At 40.8% G+C, this 20894-nt stretch carries 9 protein-coding genes; 3 read left to right on the top strand and 6 right to left on the bottom strand.

Features of this window, described 5'->3' with window-relative positions:
- Positions 1 to 105 precede the first annotated feature (105 nt).
- Positions 106 to 909, bottom strand: a complete 804-nt coding sequence (locus GNE10_RS15905) for an SDR family oxidoreductase (RefSeq protein ID WP_185566010.1) — start codon at positions 907 to 909, stop codon at positions 106 to 108.
- An 897-nt stretch (positions 910 to 1806) separates the two neighbouring features.
- Between GNE10_RS15905 and GNE10_RS15900 the strand changes: the two genes are divergently transcribed.
- The 3 genes from GNE10_RS15900 to GNE10_RS15890 all read left to right on the top strand — a co-directional run bounded on the left by GNE10_RS15900 (position 1807) and on the right by GNE10_RS15890 (position 3585).
- Positions 1807 to 2403, top strand: a complete 597-nt coding sequence (locus GNE10_RS15900) for a hypothetical protein (protein WP_185566009.1) — start codon at positions 1807 to 1809, stop codon at positions 2401 to 2403.
- A 231-nt stretch (positions 2404 to 2634) separates the two neighbouring features.
- Positions 2635 to 3099: a hypothetical protein gene (locus GNE10_RS15895; RefSeq protein ID WP_185566008.1), complete on the top strand. Its 465-nt coding sequence runs from the start codon at positions 2635 to 2637 to the stop codon at positions 3097 to 3099.
- A gap of 27 nt (positions 3100 to 3126) precedes the next feature.
- Positions 3127 to 3585, top strand: coding sequence for a hypothetical protein (locus tag GNE10_RS15890; RefSeq protein ID WP_185566007.1), 459 nt, complete (start codon positions 3127 to 3129; stop codon positions 3583 to 3585).
- A gap of 216 nt (positions 3586 to 3801) precedes the next feature.
- Here GNE10_RS15890 and GNE10_RS15885 read toward each other — a convergent pair whose 3' ends face one another.
- From GNE10_RS15885 to GNE10_RS15865, 5 genes are all read right to left on the bottom strand, one after another.
- Entirely contained in the window at positions 3802 to 5316 is a 1515-nt protein-coding gene (locus GNE10_RS15885; RefSeq protein WP_185566006.1) for a thioester reductase domain-containing protein, read from the bottom strand.
- Positions 5317 to 5318: 2 nt separating this feature from the next.
- Entirely contained in the window at positions 5319 to 6989 is a 1671-nt protein-coding gene (locus tag GNE10_RS15880) for a PfaD family polyunsaturated fatty acid/polyketide biosynthesis protein (protein ID WP_185566005.1), read from the bottom strand.
- 166 nt (positions 6990 to 7155) lie between these two features.
- Positions 7156 to 12015 (bottom strand): PfaB family protein, encoded by a 4860-nt coding sequence (locus GNE10_RS15875; protein WP_185566004.1) that lies wholly within the window; start codon positions 12013 to 12015, stop codon positions 7156 to 7158.
- A gap of 217 nt (positions 12016 to 12232) precedes the next feature.
- Positions 12233 to 13948, bottom strand: a complete 1716-nt coding sequence (locus GNE10_RS15870) for an SDR family NAD(P)-dependent oxidoreductase (protein WP_185566003.1) — start codon at positions 13946 to 13948, stop codon at positions 12233 to 12235.
- 252 nt (positions 13949 to 14200) lie between these two features.
- Positions 14201 to 19780, bottom strand: coding sequence for a type I polyketide synthase (locus GNE10_RS15865; protein ID WP_185566002.1), 5580 nt, complete (start codon positions 19778 to 19780; stop codon positions 14201 to 14203).
- Positions 19781 to 20894: the final 1114 nt, after the last annotated feature.

Genomic DNA, 20894 nt, shown 5'->3' with positions numbered 1-20894 from the left:
GAGTAAGTTTGCTCTAACGTCATTACAAGGGTTTTACGTTAAGTTAACACCAATGTTCCTTTCCCCTTCCCCTTTCCCCTTTCCCCTTTACCCTTTCCCCTTCCCCTACTTATCTTCCTGCATATTTCTGACAATTTTCGTCACCAGTTTTCTGGGTACAAATCTGACGCTTTTTGCTAGTAGTTTATTAATTAAACCGGGGATGACAATGGTTTTGCCTTTCATTAAGCCGCGATAACCGATTTCGGCTACTGTTTCGGCATCCATCATTCTCTTACTTTTGAGCATTTTAGAGTCTGCCATTCCGGTTCTTTGATGAAAGGCTGATTCTGTGGAACCTGGACAAAGAACTGTCACAGTGACACCTGTGCCTTCTAATTCATTGGCGATCGCTTCTGAAAACGATAAGATATAAGCCTTAGTCGCAAAATAAACCGCCATCAAAGGCCCTGGTTGAAAAGCAGCAGCAGAGGCGACGTTTAATATTTTTCCTTCACCTTGCTTAACCATATCCTTGATAAATAGCTTAGTTAAATGGGTGAGACACACCAAATTTACCTGTAGCATTTCCAATTCAGCAGTTAAATTTGTTTCGTGAAATAACCCATAAGTACCAAAGCCAGCATTATTTACCAATACATCAACCTGAATATTGGCTTGTTGTAACTCCGTGAATATCTCGTCTGGAGAACTTGAAATAGATAAATCTTTGACAATAGCTTTGACAAAATTGCCAAATTTTAACTCAAATTTTTCAGCAACTTCTGTTAGCTTTAATTCATCTTTATCTACTAAGACAAGATTGTAGTCATCAGCGGCAAAAAGACAGGCTAATTGGTAGCCAATTCCACTTGCTGCCCCAGTAATAAGAGCAGTTTTTTTGCTCTGTGCTTGATGTGTTGTGTTCATGCAAGAATATTGGTGAATTCAACTGCTTTCCATTGACAGTGGTTCTTGTTCTACAATTAAGTATGCTTAATATCTCAAACTACGAAAAACGTCTTGAGCCAAAATAATCTGTAATTTGCTTTTGAATTAAGAATGAAGCGTTGATGTATAAGAGAAAATCTAGATACACCCCTCTATACACACATATTATGATTACTCACAAATATGGGTAAATTCAAAATTTGATAACCTACAATAACTATTGTAGACTGTTTTTTGTCAAGATGTTCATTTTAAAATTTATATTTGTAAACATAAATAAATAGAGCAATCATCTTGCTACTGATACTGTCCAAATCCTTAATAATAAATTTACACTCTGTCGGTGCTAGCAGTGCGGCTTGATGTAATTGCATTTTTGCAATTGTTTACAGTGAACCTTTAACTTAAAAATTTCATTGCCAAAGTAGATTGAGCAATTCATGAAAATCATATATCACTCTTTAATCATTATGTCCAGAGAAAAAAAGTAATAATTTCTACTAAACAAGACTTTTAACCAAAACAGATGATTTTAGTCATCATGTTAAAAAACAAAGTTTCAAACTCAGTTTCTGTCTGTTGTTTAAAAGTTTTCTAAGGACTGATTCATAAAGAAAATTTTAAGAAAACCCAATTGATTGCTGGGCATGACCCGCACAGAACAAACGATTAATTAGCTTAAATCATTTAAATCCTTACAATATAAAGACTTTACTTGAGTTGACAAATTAGCTCTCAAATTTTCTTTGACCAGAGTAATAAAAGAATGCCATTTAAGTAGTTATTCACTAAAGGTATATTTCAGCTATTTTAAGTATATTTTCGCAGATACAAGTCTGAATAAAAGGCCTATAAAGTAACAAGTGTCTGTACTCAATGCAGCAAGTATTAACTTATGTAAATGCTTTAAAAACCAGTCACATTCGGTCTGAGAATGATTTTAATTTAGGCCTATGTAAATTCATTCCCGGAAATACAATGATAGACCGTATCCTTGTTTTAGCTATTTTCATTTTCATCGGAATACCATTAACTCTTTTAAGCATCTTCTATAGCTTAAATTATTCAGGTTTCTGTTTTGCCAAAATGCGTTCTCTCAGTGATGAAGAAAAGTTAAGAATAGCTTTTAATTATTACAATAAGGAGGATAAATTACCTGTAGATGTAGGTGAAAAAATAAAATATTACGAACATATCAAGTATGCAAGTTTTGATGAATATATCAAAGTAAATCCAGACTGCTGTTCTATCAATCACGGTGAAGCTTACAAGATTGCACAGTCTTCATTTATTCCAGAGTCTTCATTTTTAGATCGTATATCTGGACTTGGTTTTCGAGATTTGACGGTCATAAACTTCAAAGTACGTTATTTAGATGAGAACGGTAATCAGAGAGTACAAGAAGTACGTCTTGGAAATACTTTACGGAACTGTGGTCGTCCAGTATCCATTTGGTTTGATAAAGAACTCTAATCAAATGAAGTACAGAAGTATGTAATAACGTATAGGTATGTATCTCTAACTTGTACCGTACCAAAGCGAGAAATACTGTACCTATTAAATAACTCAAAAGTATCGAGGATTAATAATGAACTTGTAACCATAAGAGCAAACTTCGAGTAATACAAATCTTTTAAATAGGAGTTGAATGTGACTGCAAGATGTTTTGACTGAATGACTATGTCAATTATCACAGATTAAATAATGAAGCGCACCTATTTTTTAGCTAATTTTCTTTTAATCGGATTCCCATTAACCATTTTAAGCATATATTTTAGCTTAAATTATTCAGGATTTTGCTTTGCAAAGATGCGCTATCTCAGCGATTACGAAAAGCTTAAATTAGCTTTTGATTCTTTAAATAGTGCAGAAAAATTACGTATCAAAATTGCAGGTAAAATGCAATATCGCGAATTCATAAAGTATAAAAGTTTTGATGAATATATTAAAGAGAATCCTGATTGTTGTACGATTAATCCTCCTGGTGGTGTCGAGGTGCCTATACCAGATTCTTTTTTAAATCCTCGTATACTTGGACTTGATTCTGGCGAGGGGATACGTATTAAGTTCAAAATGCGCTATTTAGATGAAAATAGCTTGCCAACATCTCAAGAAATCACTACTGGTATTGCTTTACAAAACTGTGGAAAAGTAATAGTTTTCGATTAATAGCTGTTAGCATAAAAATAAAAACAAATGATAGACCGTACCTTTCTTTTACCTGTTTTCATTTTCATCGGAATACCGTTAACCATTTTATTCCTATACTTTGGGTTGAATTATTCAGGGTTCTGCTTTGCCAAGATGCGTTATCTCAGCGATTACGAGAAGATCCAAGGAGCTTTCGATTTTCAAAATCACCGGGACAAAATACCTGCAATAATCCCAGGGAAAAAAGAACAGCTTTATGACTACATTAGGTATAAAAACTTTGATGAATATATCAAACAAAATCCAGACTGCTGCTCTATCAATCCTGGCGGCCCTTACGATCTTCCACCGCCTGACTTTTTAGATCGTATATTTGGATTTCATTCTGGCGATGCCATTGTTATTAACTTTAAAGCACGTTATTTAGATGAAAACGGCAAGCAAAGATTAAAAGAATATCAAGTTGAACATGCTGTGCAAAACTGCGGGCAGTTCAAGTGGTAAAGTATTACGCTTTGAAATTGCAAAGTCATTTGTAAGGTTCGTTGACGGTTAACTATCAATAGTGAACAACCAATAAGCAACACGAAAAGATATGCAAGTTCAATGCGCGACAGCTTAGTTTTCCCTATTAAATAACTGAAAAACATTGGAGAAAAATAATGATGTTGGATTTTGAATTGAATATTCAAAATCCAAAATCTAAAATTGCCTATCTTTCTAAGCGAGATTCAAGAAACCGCTTTGAATCAAATAGGCGGTATAAGTCATAAACAATTGAGAGTCAATTGTCGGGCAAGCAATAGAACTTCCTGCTAGTGCAAGAAGGGTATCTTGGCAGCTAATATGTGGTCTTCTAGCTTGCAGGTATAAATCAGGAATAGTCAGTTGTTCGTCAGACCAACGTTCTAGTAAAAATGGACGCAGAGTGTATAAAGGATTGTCTACAGAAGACACATTATTAATTAACTCTGATTGCCATTTTTCGTAGGGAATCATCTCAACTGAATAACCAAAAGAACGTATCCAGTCAACTAAAACTTTCAACGACGCAGGTTGGGGATGTTGTAAATGGAAAGCCCTACCTATAGATTCTTTTTGGCGTGATAGATAAACGATGGCTTGACTCACATAGTCCACAGGAGACATATCCATCATATATTCTACATCGGGGAAACTTCCCATTTGTAGACAACCCTTAGCCATCAAATTAATAAAGTCATGGGTGTTACAAATCCCTGTTTTACTATCTCCAGAAATCAGAGGTGGACGATAGATAGTTACAGGAAGTCCTCTGTCGCGGGCAATTTTCACTAATCTTTCAGCTACCCATTTTGTTTGAGAGTAGCCAAGATAAATACCTTCCCAATGATTGAATTCATCCTGTTCTTTGACAACCTTACCAGCATAAACAGGCGATTCAAAAACAGCAACGCTGGAAACGTAATGTACAGGCTTGACTTTAATTTGACAAGCTAATCTTAAAACTTCTTGAGTTCCCAGAACGTTAGCAGCTTTCAATGCCGAGTAGGGATAAACATAATTCAGCAAAGCACCACTATGATAGATAGTATCAATTTTGGCAGCTAAGGTTTGAAATTGTTCTAAGCCAAGACCTAACAATGGCAAAGATAAATCGCCAACTACAGGAATAATTCGAGAATTATATTCTTCCTGCCAAATTGCATATTGTTGGAGATTATTTTGCAGTTTGGTCTTGCCTGCTTCAAGACTATCAGCACGGACTAAACAATAGATATCTGCCTTGGTTTCCTGTAGTAATTCCCGGATAATAAAGGCTCCTAAAAAACCCGTACCACCAGTTAAAAAGATGTTTTTCGGTTCGCCTATAGGTAAATTAGCAGCACCGCCAGGATTAATTGTAGGGTCAAGAACAGCCTCAGCACCTAAATCTAAAATCAAGGGTGTAGTATTGACGTTAGAAGATGCTGATTTTGTATCTTGAATTGCTGAATCTTCTTGTAGTTCTTCGGCTAAACGCTGGGAAAGTGAGGCAATATTTGGGTAATGCCATAACAGCAGTGGAGATGGTTGAAATCCGAGCAATTTTTCTAATTTACTTACTAGAATCATTGCTTGGGCGGAATCCAAGCCATAGTTTTCTAAATGTTCTTCGATGTCAATTTCAGCAGGTTCAACACCTAGCAATTCCGCTAAATTAGATACTAAAAAATGCTGAATATCTGCGGCGGTCAAAGACTGTTTTAAAGTCATTTTTAAATCTCCAATAATGTAGAACGTACTGGTTGATATTGACTGTAATAATTAGAGAGTTGCAGCCCTTGAATTTTCAAACTTTGGATGCGATATAAAAAGGCAGCACCATTCATAATTTGCTCAGCAACATCAACTACTCGGCGATTATTTGGGTCAGACAAATAAGAACCTTTTACCCAGTCATTGAAACTACCCATTGCTGGGCCGCACCAAATTTGATAATCGACTTCTCGACCTTTTTCACCAGAATTAGACCAGCGAGAAGATAATCCTAAATACCAACGGAAAATCAATGCCATTTTCAGCTTAGGATTATTAACGGCTTTACCTAGTTTTTCGGGATTTCTTTGGGACAAATAAGCTGCCGTTCCTTCCCAAACTTCAGCAAGAGTTTTGCGGAAAACTTGTTTTTCTAATTTCTCTCTTTCTGCTAGAGGAATATCTTCAATTGAATCATAAGCGCGATACAGTTCAAATAATTTTTGCGCCCGCATGGGGAACATCGTACCCCGTTTGAGGACTTGTAATTTGACTCCCATTTCAAACATATCGGCGGCTGGTGCCATCATCATATCAGCCATTTCTGCTTGAGCAAGTAATTTTTTGGTATGCTCACAAGCTCCAGATTCAATGCATGATTGATTTATAGAACCAGTTACTATATAAGCAGCACCCATCATGAAACCGGCTAATGCTGATTCTGGCGTGCCAATTCCCCCTGCTACTCCCACTCGAATGGGTATTTGGTAATGATATTGTGCTTGAATTTCGTCCCGTAAAGCAACAATAGAAGGTAGCAAACAAACCAAGGGACGGTTATCTGTATGACCGCCAGAATCAGCTTCTACGGTAATATCATCAGCCATCGGAACTTTAGCTGCCAGAGTCGCTTGCAAGTCAGTAATTAACCCTTGTTGGAGAAGTTCTTTGAGAATTCTCGGTGGTGCAGGTTGCATAAATTTGCTAGCAACTTCTCGGCGGGAAATTTTGGCGATGACTTTATTTCTGATTTCAATTTGATTGGCATCATTTAATCCCAAACCGGCTACGCGATAGTAGACAATGTTGGGAGTTAAATCTAAAAATGCAGATGCTTCTACGGTTTTTACCTGATATTTGAGATATAAATCTACAGCACGGCGTTCAATTGCGGGTTCGCTGGGACTGTGAATTAAATTAAATGCGTAGGGGCCGTGGGGTAAGGCTTGTTGAATTTTTTTAATGGCTGCTTCCAAACGGTCTGGACTTAAACCACCTGCGCCAAAAGAACTTAAAATTTGCGCTTTTCCTAATGCAATGACCATTTCTTCGGAAGCAATTCCGCCAGCCATTGCACCAGTAGCGTAGGCATATTTGACATTATGAAAGGAGAGGAAATTAGGATCGCCTAATTGTTGAATTCTGACTGGTGCTGCAAATGTTAACAGTTCTACTTGTGCTGTACCATTTTCAGCAGTAGATAAATACCCCTCGTTAGTGACACCGATTTTTCCGGCAACTTTCACGACGTAGCAAGGTTTATCTAATACCATCAATTTATTTTTGATGGTTTGTTGGTCGAAAGATATAGATTCTAATGAACCTTTCCAAATTTGGTTTTGAGTCGGAAACCAGGGGGAGAAGTTCAGGCCGTTATCGTGTTTACTTAGTACCGTATCTACGGTTGTCACAGCAGTTATCCCTCGAATTATAAGCGTGAAAAAAAGAAGAGGATGGAATGTTATGTGGGCTGAAAGATTTATTTTTCAACGCAAAGGTACGCTGAGGTTAATATGAGGAGGGGAAAGAAGGAGATTTTTGTTTTATCCTTGAAGTTTTCCCCAATTGAAAGATAGACTATTTGGATTCTTCGTCGAGTAAGTTTTGGGCGCAGGCTAATTGGAGTTGGATGATTTCACTCATTTGCTTGCTAAATTCTTGTCTGGCTTGTAGGAAGGCTGTGTGTGCTTTAGTTATCTTGGAGTTGTTAGCGTTGAGTTTTTGATACTGAGATTTATTTAAATCTGACATCTGGATGATTCTACGAAGTTTGCGAGTTGTGGTTGGAGGAGAAAATGTAGGTTGTGGGGTTGTTTGTTCAATTGCAATTGACTCAGAAGATTTTACTTCTTCTTTAAATTCAAAAACGTTATTAATGATATTTTTCAGTGCAACTTTTTCCGGCTGGATAGGGGGGGATGGGATGTGATTGGGATTACTTGTTTGTGAAAAGATTTCGTTGGGAGTTTCTAATGAAAATTCGGGTAAAATTTGAGACTGGGTTTGGGAGCGATCGCCTTTACATTTCTCAACTAAATCCCCAAATATTTGGCGATTATCTTCTGTCAAAATACTATCAGTAATTGAGCGCCCACCCAAAGTTACAGTCCTCAGAGTTGCCTTACTTTTGTTGGTAGTTTGGGCAACACTATACAGTGGTGATAAATCCACATCCACGCGATGACTAACCAGTTTTGCCAGTGCTTTGACAAAGGAACTATGGTCATCCATACCTCTCCGATTTAGAGATACTGTAATGTGTTCTTTACCTTGAAGAATTTTATCAATCCAGCGAGAACAGACATTACCAGCGCCAGCTTCAATGAATATTTTGGCACCATCACCATAGAGGCGATTAACTAACCTGGGGAAGTCTAATTGTTGAGAAAGACCTGTAGCAATACTACGAGCAATTTCGCCACTCTCTAGCTTAATTGGTTGATATTCAGCAGCAGAATAAAATACAATGCCAGGAATATTTTGTGATGGTAATGTGTTTAATTTCACCAATTCATCATATTCAGAACGCATTGTTTCGCAGTGAATCACATGGTCGAAGGGAGCCGCGAAAGCATTACAAACCAAGGTTTTAATGACTCGCTGACAGGCCGCTGGTTCGCCAGCAATTAATACTTCCTCCGGTGTATTAATCTGAGTTAAGTAAACATGTTGTTCATTTTTTAGACATTCCCTTACTTGGTCTGGGCTAGCCATTAAAACATAGTTACCCCAAAGATTATTGTCATCAGCAGAGGAAATTTTTGGTAGTCTCCAATACTCACGCACTGCATTTTTCGGCCCGGATAATCTATCGCCAAATAAAGCTGAGGAGTTGAAGCTGCTACTACCTTCATAAAAATTGCTCCAAACTCCCTGAGCAACCATCATGCTTGTTTCACCCAAGCTATACCCAAAAACATATTTAGGTTTAACTTGAAAATCATCGCGAATAATGGTAGTGATTAATCGAGTGCAAAACATTTCGGCTTCAAACATTGCCAGAGAATTATCTAGCAATCGTTTTTCTAGTGTTTCTAGTTCCCTAGTAGTTAATTTCTTCAAACTTCTAGGAAAAACTAGCGGTTCGACATCAGCAGCACGTTTGTAAATACTTTTCACCATTAAGTCGTTATAGACTCTGGGAAATAAGCGAAACAACGTGCGACCAATGCCAAGATAAGAATTGACTGCTGCCGGATAAATGTAAGCAATTTCACCTTGTTTGCCCAGTGGATTAGATGTGAAATAACTACCTAAAGGTGTCTGCCAATCTCCTTTGCCTTCAAAAGCATTATTTATACCTTTACGCGCAGATTCGATTTCTTTGAGTAATTCTTTTTGGTTGCGTCCGGTAATTGATAGGACATATTTTGCCGCCGATTGTTTTTGAAAGTTTTCAAAATATTGACTAGCAATTGCTTTTAAAGAAACAGAATTTTCAATGGCTTTTTGGAAGTTATCCAAAGCTGCAAATAAACTTGAGCTATCATCAGCCGGGATGGGGAAAAGACAAAAAGGTTTTTCCTGTAAATACCTGCTGCTGCGTTCTTCTTGAGTGCCTTCTTCTGATAAAATCACATGGGCGAAACTGCCATCACAGCCAATACTATTAAGTGCCGAAACCCTCGATTTAGCGTTTTTCCCTAAAAACCAAGGTCTTGATTCTGTAGCCACATAGAAAGGACTGCCTTCCCATACTTGCGGCGTTTTCACACCAGACCAGTTGGGAGTTCCGGGTATGTACCTGTGATATAAACAAAGAGCATTTTTAATCAAGCTGGCAATTCCCGAAGCCACGTAGGTGTGACCGATATTGGCTTTGACGCTACCAATGGCACAGTGCAACCCATCTCCCACTGGCGGGTAAGCTTGCAGCAAACCTGTGATTTCCGCTGCATCTTCCTGGGAAATACCACTACCGCAAACTTCCAGATAGTTCACCTCTGTGGGTTGGATACCTGCAATATCGAAAGCTTGTTTGCAGACTTGGCTGATGGTTTCGCCGTCTACTGTGGTGGAATTAGCTTGTCCGATGCTAACGGCGTCAAGAACTGCATAGATGCGTTCCGCATTTTCTAGGGCGGTGTCATGGCGTTTGAGAACCACTGCACCCGCACCTTCGCCTACCGTCCAGCCGTCTGCGTTTTGGTCATAACTCAAGGTATTGATACCCGTATTCACCTTAGCCATTTGGCTTCGCAGTAAGACGTTTTCGACACCGCCAGCCAAGTCAACTGCACCAACAACCACAGCTTCAACTTCTCCCGCAGCTAGTAGCATTTGTGCGACTTCTAAAGCTTTGAGGGCAGAATTTTCGCCAGCTGTCATGGTAAATGCTGGGCCGGTGAAGTTCCACAAAGCAGAAATACGACTTGCCATAATGTTGGCGATGTGGCTGACATATTCGCCAATTTCTACGGGATGATGAAGGCTATCTTTGACGATGCTTTCCAGTTGAGTTTGCTCTTCTGTAGGTAAAGAAATTTCTTGAGTGAGTAAGCCTTCCTTAACCTGCCAAGGCAAATTCCATCTTTGCTGTAGTTGGTGTACAGACAACTCTGTTTCAGCAGCAATGATAACTGCGACGTTGCTACCTTCTGGGATTTTCGCATCTTTTAAGGCGCGATCGCTCACTTTTAGAAGTAGCAATTGCTGTGGATTTAATTTATCTACTTCATTCGGTGGAATTTTACACGCTAATGTATCGATTTCAAAATCTTGAATGTACGCCCCTACTGGTGCTTTACCTTCTGGCAAATTATATTCTTTGAGTAAATTTTCTTGGTTTTCTATACCATGCCATCTTTGCGGCGGTAACGAAACAAAATGCTGAGTGCCATCGTAAATTGAACGTTCAAAAGCATCTAAGCCATTACAGTTGCCGAAAAAGGCATCCATGCCGACAATGGCAAGTTTAGAAGAAGACGCGGAGACGGGGTGACGCGGGGACGCGGAAAGGGAAGAAGACGCGGAGATGGGGAGACGCGGGGACGCGGAGAAAGAAGTTTCTGTGTCCTCATCTTTTTGTGTCCCTGCATTCTCTTTCCCCGTGTCTCCGTGTCCCCGTGTCCCTGTGTCCTCTTCCACTTGTTCTAAAATCAGATGAGAATTAGTACCGCCAAAACCAAAAGCACTGATAGCAGCCCGTTTTATTGAAGCGTTGTTATTAGGCCATGCTGTAGCAGTTTTAACAATTTTGTCGGGAGAGATTTTACTGTTTTCTGTAGCTATGGGTTCGTTAACATTCAAAGTCGGTGGAATCACACCGTTGGACATACTCAAGATTACTTTGGTCAAGCCAACCATACCAGCCGCAGTTAATAAATGACCGGTATTTGCTTTAGCAGAACCTATTAATGGTGCGGCCTGATGTTGACCAAAAAATGTTTCGATAGAATTGAATTCTGTTGTGTCTCCTAACAATGTGCCGGTGGCATGACACTCTAAATAATCGATACTTTGAGGATTAATTTTGGCTTCATTATAAGCTCTCTCAAAAGCGAGAATTTGTCCTTTAGGATTGGGGCTGAGTAGATGCTTTCCTTTGCCATCATTTGATAACCCATTTCCACAGACGGTAGCAAGAATTTTATCGCCATCTCTCACAGCATCAGAATATCTCTTGAGCATCACTATGCCAACACCATCGGCGGGAATTAGACCTCTCGATGATTTATCTAAGGGACGGCTAAGACCGTTTTCTGGAAATCCTTGTACGCCAGAAAATAACATCCGTACAAATAGGGAATCTGCGCTGCTGATGGCTCCGGCTAACATTACGTCGGCTTTGTGCGATCGCAAATAATGAGAAGCCAGTTTAATGGCATAAAATGATGAAGAACAAGCAGCATCAAGACATAAGTTAATGCGAGATAATGATAAGGCTTGAGCGATTATTGCCGCTGGTAAGCCGGAAATCATTGCATTATATAATGATGCTTGATTAGCGGTTGGTAGAGTGGGTAAATCTAAATTTGGAAGTTGTAAAAGTTCTTTGAGGGCAGGTGTAATAGTTTTTTGATAGATGGGAGAAAATAATTGATTGGAAAGTTTTGTTGGGAATGAAAGGTTTCCCAAAATTACACCGCATTTAGAGAGAATGCTTTGATTTCCCCAATAACCACTTTGAAGAATTGCTTGTTTGGCGGCATACAACGACCATTTGAAGGTGTTATCTAAATTTGCAAGTAATTCTGGTGGTAAATTGTAGCCGGAGGGGTCAAATTCAAAGTTGCGGATGTATCCACCTTTGAGGGAATAGGTTTTATCTGGTGTACCTTTGAGTGGATGGTGAAAAATTTCTGGGTCTATTCCAATTTCTTCGATGGTTGCAGAGGAGGTGGAGTCTTTTTCATTGATGATATTTTGCCAGAATTCTTCGGGGTTTTTCGCATCGGGGAATAGACATGACAATGCGATAATGGCGATTTTTTCCATTATTTTATCCTCAAGGTTTGGGTATTAGGCTACGGATAACGAGCAGACGGTAGGATTTACGCTGTTCCCCAAACTTGAAAGTTCACGCACAGATGCAGAGGCGTAGAGGAGGAGAGTAATACCAATTGAAAAAAGAATTCTAAAGATGGATTTCCAGAATCGAGATGCACAAAGCAATTCTCAATCCAAAATCTAAAATCTAAAATCCAAAATGGTATTAGCTTCTGAGGAGTTTCATTGACCAAATGATGGCTCTGGCTCCCAGGAGGCGGGAGTAGATTTGACCTTGTTGGTTGTGGATGATAATGTCGGCGATGGCGCTACTGGGGGTTTTGGATTTGACTTCGCAGGAGACGTAGAAGGGTTCGTTTTGTGGTGTGGCTGCAAATTGTTCGTATTTTTCCACTTGTCCGGGTAAGCAACCTTCTTGATGAAAGTGTTGTGTCCAAATCCAAAGTGCGTGCATACTCAAATCAGTTGTATATGGGTTCACCCATTGGACTGGAAATTGTCCTTGTTGTTCGCGTGAAATTTGTTGCCAGAGGCATTGTGTAGTAACTTTTTCTGGCGTGATGTTGAGAACTTTTTGGATTTCTTGAAATGCTTTGCCATGAAATAATGTCGCTTCTCCATTTTGATAAAAAGATTTACCAGTGAGAGTGATGATATTATCCTGCTCTACATTCGCTGCATCATAAATGGGGGCAGTGGGTATTTCTAGTAAGAGTTTAATTTGGGCACTAAAATGATAAAATGTTTTGCCAGCAGAATTTTGACTCGATATTTTCGTATTGAATGTAATTTGTTGACCATTGGTTTTTGAAATTTCTTGGACATCTACAATATATTCAGATGCTAGAGTTTCATTAAAAGTAATTCCTTTCAAAATTTTGAAGTCTTGAGCGGCAAAAAATCTATATCCTGGATAAAGTTGTTCGCAATAATCAATCATCCATGAAAGAGCGCATGTGGCCGGTAATACTGGAGAACCAGCGATTACATGATCCAATAAAAATGGATTTTCTTCTAATGTCATGCGGCGGCGCAAACGATAGCTGCGGAGTTCGGAATCTAACTCTCTAGCTAAAGGTACTAAGGGGCTACCAATGACCACTTGTGTATTATCTTGATAGGCGGGATGCAATTCGTTGACTAACATTTTTGTCCCGGCTTCTACGGGAATCACTTCAATTCCGCGTTCAATAAAAGCTTTTTTCAGTTCTGGTGATACCATGCCACTGTCCCAAGCTCCCCAGTTAATTGCTACTACGTGACATGAGGGATATTGTTGTTTGAAAATATGGGCTGATTTATTGAGTATTTCATTGGCGATCGCATAATCGGATTGACCAATATTTCCATAAAATCCTGTTACAGAAGAAAACAAAACTAAATGCTGAAGTTCATTAGGATTAATACAGCCCAAGAGGTTTTCTAATCCCTGAACTTTGGCGGTATAAACTTTTTCAAAATCCTCTTCTGTTTTCTTTTCAATTAATTTATCGGCTAAATTTCCAGCACCATGTATAATGCCTGTAATTGACCCAACATTAGCCAGTTTTTCTTGTAAAGCCTGTGTATCTGTAACATCAACGCTAATATATTCGGCTTTAGCTCCTGTCTTTTCAATTGCCGCTAGAGTGTTTTTAATTTCCCGGCTGGAGACAATTTTGTTATATATTTTTTGCACATTCATGGGTGTGGGTTTCTCGCCTTGGGCAAGAAGATTTTCCATGATGCGTTTTTTCAATGCTGCTTCTTCACAACCTTGGGCAAAATCTGGCTCGGTTTCTAATAGTTGAGAGCGACCAAGGAGGATAAATTTACAGGGTTGTTGTTCGGCTAATTTGATAGTACACTCAGCCGTAATCCCTTTTGCACCGCCGCTAACGACAAAAACAGATGATGGACTAAGCTGGGCTATTTTGCTCATAAATCCTCGTAAAAAAATGTATAAATTTGTTTTTTTGTTATACGAACCGCAAAGAACGCATTCGCGCAGCGTCTCGTCAGAGAAGGACGCAAAGTAAGAGAAGTAGTCAATATTCTAGAAAAAACATAAGCAGTCCTAAAAGATTTGTGATATTCTCTGTTTGTTTCTTTTCTTTGCGCTCTTTGCGTCCTTGGCGGTTCGTTAAAAACAGTAATCTTCACAACTCAAATAGGACTGCTATAAAAGACTTGATTAACCTACCTTTGGATTGGCAATTAAAGTGACTCGTCCTTGCGAACCATACCCAACTTCACCGATATAAAGATTGGGGTCGTGAAGTTCGGCGATAATGTGGTTTACTGATTGTTGGGGGTCGATTGTGGGACTTAAATCGATGGCCCGTGTAAAGACTTTTGGCCATTCCCATCTCAGGGTTTTGGTTAATCCAAATAAACCAGCGCCGATCGCTCCAAACTTAACTTTGTAATCTAAACCGAAAGCACCATCTAAATGAGCGACTGTGCAAAAACAACTACGTCCATGTTGTGCGGCTTCGGTGAGGGAGGGTTTCAGGTGTTTCGCCATCAAAAATACGTGCTTGACGATCGCCTTTTCCTGTTCGATGTAGGGAATTGTTCCGGTGTTATTGGTTGCGAAAACAGGATGTAAATGGATGAAAGCCCCAACCTTACCGCAGTGAGTAGCGATCGCTTGTAGTTGTTGTTGCAGATGTTCTTCGCTCAAGTTTGCCAAGGTGACGCGGGTTACTCCTGCGGGTAAGGGCGATTGTTGGGGAATCAAGGATTGGGGGAAACTGATAACTACTACTTTCGAGCCTTCGGTGATTAGGGATTCGGTTAATTTGGAGGTGGTGAGGGAACCATCATCGGTAATTAAAGTGATGTATCCCTCTGGTAACGTGAAATCCAAGCGATCGGGTTTTGGTAGGCTTCTGAGTTTGGCGGGATAGCGCTGGATACTAGACTCTAATTCCGGTGGCTGCTGGACAAACTCAGACTCATACTTTTTTTTTTCACCTCCAGCTAGCTGCTGTAGGTAGTTAACTATTTGACCGATGGTGCGGAGTTCTCCCAAATCCTCGATATTCGGTTTGGGTAAGTTGGGGTACATTTCCTGCATCGCCCCTAAGATTTCTACCCGTTTGATGGAGTCAATCCCCAAGTCGGCTTCCATGTCCATTTCTAGTTCCAGCATCTCCACCGGATAACCGGTTTTATCGCTGGTGATGGCTAGTAGGGTTTGAGCTAAGTCGGGAAATTCATTAGTAGTTGCGGCTGCGGGTTGTGCTTCTGGTTGGGGAGTGAATGCAACGACTACGCTCACTTCCGGTGTTACTTCTGCTGGAGTTTCTACTACTTGTTGTACTTCCGGCGCTGGAGTTTCAACTGGTTGTTGTACTTCATTAATTACAACTTCTACAGAAACGCTTTTAGCAGCAAAGGATTGCAGATATTCTACAACTTGACCGATGGTGCGTTTTTCCGCCAGTTCTTCTAAGTTGGGCTTGGGTAAGTTGGGATACATTTCCTGTAATGCTCCCAAGATTTCCACCCGTTTGATGGAATCAATTCCCAAGTCTGCTTCCATGTCCATATCCATTTCCAGCATTTCCACCGGGTAGCCGGTTTTATCGCTGGTGATGGCTAGGAGGTTTTTATCCAAGTCAACAATATCAATCGTTGCATTGGTGACTGGGGATTGGGAAGTGGGAATTACAGGGGTTTCGACTACAGGCTGTACTATTTGAGGAATTACAGGGGTTTCGACTACAGGCTGTACTATTTGAGGAATTACAGGGGTTTCGACTACAGGCTGTACTAGTTGGGGGAGTACAGGGGTTTCGACTACAGGCTCTACCACCTTGGGAGCGGGGAGCGGTGCTTGGATATGTGTTGAGCCGTTGCCATTTTTGACTACTGGCTCAGTTACAGGTGAAGGTAAAGCTTCTACTATCTTGGTGGTAGGGGGTACTGGTGCTTCTTCGGTGACGGTTGTTTGGGTGGTGAAGGGGATGAAATGATTTCCTACACCGTTGCTGAGTTTCTCTGTAAGTTGAGTTGCTCCATCTTCTGAGATGATTTGAGAATACTCTTGCTGTATCAGTTGGAAAAAGTTTTTTGTATACTCCAGCTGCTCTTGGAGATATTGCTCGTGGATGCGTAGGGTTTCACCTTGTTGGGAGTGAAACTGCATCATGCTGCGTTCCAAGCTTTCCATGACAACTTGCTTCAGCTTGGTGGTTTCGGCTGTGGATTTACTTTCACCCAAGAGCGCATTTTGTTGCTGCATCAGTTGGAAGAACGCTTTGGCGTATTCCATTTGATGGTTGAGGTAAGCTCCGTGAACTTGTAAATTCTCAGATTGGTTTTGCTGGAACTGTGTCAGGAGATATTCTAAACTTTCTAAAAGTTGTTGGTAATTTGTAAGTTTTTCGGGTGTTGGTTGCATCTTAGATTCCTGGGCTGGTTGACTTAAAAGGGTCACAGGACTCATTTGCTGCTCTGGTTGGGTAGCGATATGAGAAGTCACACCGTTCATTGATGGGGTAGCGATAGGGGGTGTTTTTTTATGTCCGTTAGTCTCTGTGGAAGAAGACGCGGAGACGGGGAGACGCGGTGACGCGGGGAGGGAAGAAGACGCGGAGATGGGGAGACGCGGTGATGCGGGGAGGGAAGAAGACGCAAAGACAGGGAGACGCGGTGACGCGGAGAGATTTTGAGAAATATCTTCGCTGTGTCGTGGTGTCTCTACATTCTCTTTCCCCGCGTCCCCGTGTCCCCGCGTCCCCGCGTCCTTCACTTTGTGGCCGTTTTGCAAAGCTTGGGCGAAGGCGTTTTTGGTTTTTTCGGATCTGTAGTTGATGCCGTTTAAACGTACATTTATAGCTTTCTTCTGTTCGATCGCAGGTATGGTTTGGGGAACTTGGTAGGGGTCGAGGTTGCTCAAAGCCATACCGATTACCCGCAACTGCACAACTGCTTCCCGCAAGGAGCGATCGCTATTTTTTTGAGTACTAGGGTTCAAAGTTACGGTAAGATGGGGGCGATCGCCAAGAATTTCTTTGACTAAGTTGGTCAAAATTCTCCTCGGCCCGAATTCCACGAAGCAAGTACCGCCTGCTGCATAGATGCTTTCAATTTCTTGCTTGAACAGCACGGAATTTGAAAGGTGCGTTTCGAGGATTTTTTGAATCGCTTGCGGTTCTTTGGGATACTGTTTGCCAGTAACATTGCTGTAAACCGGAATTTTGGGATTCTCGAATTTAACGGACTTAGTAGCGATCGCAAATGATTTTTGAGCAAAGGCAATCAACGGTGTGTGGAATGCTGCCGATACGGGCAACAATACAGCCGTATATCCTTTGTCTTGTAAAGCCTGACGCACTTTAGCGATTTCTGCGGTGGGCCCGGCTAAGACATATTGATTTGGCGAATTTTGATTGGCGATCGCAACTTGCGGAAAATGTCTCAGCACTGCTTCCACTTTGCTGATGTCTTCTTTGACAGCCAGCATACTACCTGCATCATGGTCTGGATCTTCCGGTGCGGCCATTGCTTGACCCCTAGCTTTCACCAAAAATAGGTAATCTTCGGTGGTCAAAACTCCCGCAGCCCACAAGGCGGTGATTTCTCCAAAGCTATGACCGGCAACAAAATCAGACCTAAATCCAGCTTGTTGCAGTATGGTGTACATCCCTGCACTCAACACCCCGATGGCTGGTTGAGCGTATTCTGTGCGTTGTAGGGCGGCAATTTGGGCATTTTTCTCTGCCTCTTCAAACACTGGATGGGGAAAAACGATTTCCGATAGCGGCTGCAAGTTATCTTTGAGCAACAAGCCATCCATATAGCCATGTAAACGCTGCATGACTGGGAAATTCATCGCTAATTCCCGTCCCATTTCCAAGTATTGGGAACCTTGACCGGAAAATAAGGCGACAACTTTTCCACCCAATTCCATACCAGAAGCCCGGTAATAAATCCCTTGGGGATGTTCCCAAGCTGTTGCTGACCCTTTGTTTTTCAGCCAGTCAATGCTAACTTGCAGTAATTTGCAAGTTTCTTCGAGGTTCTGTGCCACAAATCCAAATCTGGCAGCAGCAAGGGGAATTTCTAGAGATTTACACTCATTGACTAATTTTGTATAATGTGCTTTTGCTTCTGGTGAACGTAATTTCGCTAACAAATCTTCAGATTTAGCCAGCAATTGGGAAGGGTTAGCAGCAAACACCAGCACTTCATTCGCGCCACTGTGTAGGCGGTAGGCGTGATTTTGGTCGGCTTGATATTCTTCTAAAACAACGTGGTAGTTAGTACCGCCAAAACCGAAGGAACTCACACCTGCGCGTCTTGGCGCTTCGCCTTCAGCACGAATCCAAGGTCTAGTTTCGGTATTCAAATAAAAGGCGGAATTTTTAATATTCAGTTTGGGGTTCGGCTCGGTAATATTAATTGTCGGCGGTAATACTTTGTGATGTAGCGCCAAAGCCGTTTTAATCAAACTCGCCGCACCCGCAGCCGCTTTGGTGTGTCCGATTTGGGATTTGACGCTACCCAAGGCGATATGCTGCTTTTTAGAATCGTGCAGACCAAAGAAATCACTCAAAGAACCAAATTCTGTGGGGTCTCCAGCCATTGTGCCAGTACCGTGTGCTTCCATCAAGCCAACGGTGGCGGGAGAAAACCCTGCATCTTCATAAGCACGTTCTAAGGCTTTGACTTGGCCTTCCTTGCGGGGAGCATAAATACTCTTGTAGCGTCCATCGCTGGAGGTACCAATGCCTTTGATAACTGCATAGATTTTATCGTTGTCCCGTTCTGCATCTTCCAGACGTTTGAGGACAATCATGCAGATACCTTCACCCAGCATCATCCCGTCGGATTTAGCATCGAAAGGTTTGACATTTTCGCTGGGAGAAACCGCTGGGGTTTTGCTGAAAGATATATAAGCCATGATGGTGTTGTCGGTGTCAACGCCACCAGTCAGCATCATGTCAGAACGATATTCCACTAGTTCGCTAATTGCCATTTTTAAAGCACCGAAGGAACTAGCACAAGCGGCGTCAACTACACAATTAAGTCCGCCAAAGTTGAGACGATTAGCAATTCTCCCGGCGACGACGTTAGCCAACATTCCGGGGAAGGCGTTTTCGTCCCATTTCACATAGGCACTTTTGATTTTTTCAACGATTTTTTGTGTATCTTCGTCAGATAAACCGCTACTTTTTAGCGCTTTTTCCCAAATGGGATATTCTAACCTAGCAGAAAGTGGCATTCCTAACTGCTTGGCCATGGCTACGCCTAAAATTACCCCCACCATTTCGCGGTTAAATTCCTGTTGTTCGCCATAACCAGCATCTTCCATCGCTTCTTTGGCAACCACTAAACTTAATAGTTGCGATACATCTGTAACTTCTAAAATGCTTGGTGGAATCCCAAATTCCATCGGGTTAAAATCTACCTCTGGAATAAAGCCGCCTCTTTTACAATAAGTTTTATCTTCAGGTGTTCTCGGATTTGGATCGTAATAATCTTCGACACTCCAGTGGCTAGAAGGAACATCAGTAATACAATCAATTTTATTTACTATATTTTGCCAATATTCCCGTAAATTTCTGGCTTGAGGTAATAGAGAAGCCATGCCCACAATGGCGATAGGATTGTGTTGTAATTGTCTGTTAAGTTTGTTGATCGACACTGATTTTCCTGAACTCATCTTTTTTTCCTCTATAGACCTAATTACAGCCTGTTCGCAATTGTTAATCAGGCTCTCTAACTCTGCTAAGGCAGTATCAATTGAATGAGCAGACATAGGGCATAGTGAGTACTGTGGATTGTGTAGATACAGTAATTTCTGTTGCCTACTAATTAATCAAAATCTTTGTTGTCAGCAATTAGCTTTCTTATAGTTTGGATAATTACTTATTCTTAAAATCTCTCCGCGTCCCTGCGTCTTTGCGTCAGTCTTAATAATAAGTTTTCAACCAAACATAATATTATCTGCGCTAATTGCTGTTCTCCCAATCAACACCACACGACATACTGCCCTAATAAAGCCTTAGGTTTACAGGCAATTTTGGCACACAGCGTAGGCGTAGCCCGTCGTAGACATCGTGTAAAAATGTTATGCAACGCTTGATTCTTGAAATTGTAGCGACCAACAAATTTTGGATTTGAGATTTGGGATTTAAGATTTGCTATTTGAGATTTCTTCTACCAAAAACAAGTCAGCCATAAACCCAAAAAATAATCCAAAATCAAAATTTAAAATCTCAGCGATGTATTCCACCGAACAGTAGAAACTCAACAGTAGCTAAAAGAACAGAAACGCTTTTTTCGTCAGCAATAGTTTGATTTTCAAGCCTAACCACAACAATGTAGCTGGTATTAAAAAAGAACTCAGAATTCAGCAAGGGATTTCCAGGTGAAAAAATATTCCATAGAAGACTGTTCGCTGCTGACTGTTGACGGTTCACAGTCAACGCATCAACTGGAATAATTTATTTTTTGGACTTCCCCAATGCTATGGATTCAGACCCTCGCGGACTCGCTCTCAGGGAAGCCATACCGCAGGCTTTACCCTACGCCATCCGCCAGTTGCACTCCAATTGAATTGGAGAATTCTGACTTCTGAATTCTTTCTTGTTAATGACAGCGTTCTGTGTCTTGATAAATGTCATAGCCAGTTTCAACGTCCAGGATAATACATGTTATGGGATTCGACCTAGAAAAGTTGACAAGTTCGTTACAAAAAACATCACCTTCAATCTCAATTTATGCAATGTGAAAAACTAATTAAAGGTTAGTAAGGTGATGACCAAGCAGTTTGATTTAGTTATTTTTACCTTCAAAATCTTAATTAAATAACTAATTTACCTCACAGCTTTTAAGCATTGAATTAATAAAAACAATAACATGCTTTATAG

Source organism: Nostoc sp. 2RC (assembly GCF_014222165.1).
Classification (GTDB): Bacteria; Cyanobacteriota; Cyanobacteriia; order Cyanobacteriales; family Nostocaceae; genus Nostoc; species Nostoc linckia.
The sequence above is the reverse complement of the archived record's forward strand: the minus strand, read 5'-3'. Positions and strand labels throughout refer to the sequence as shown.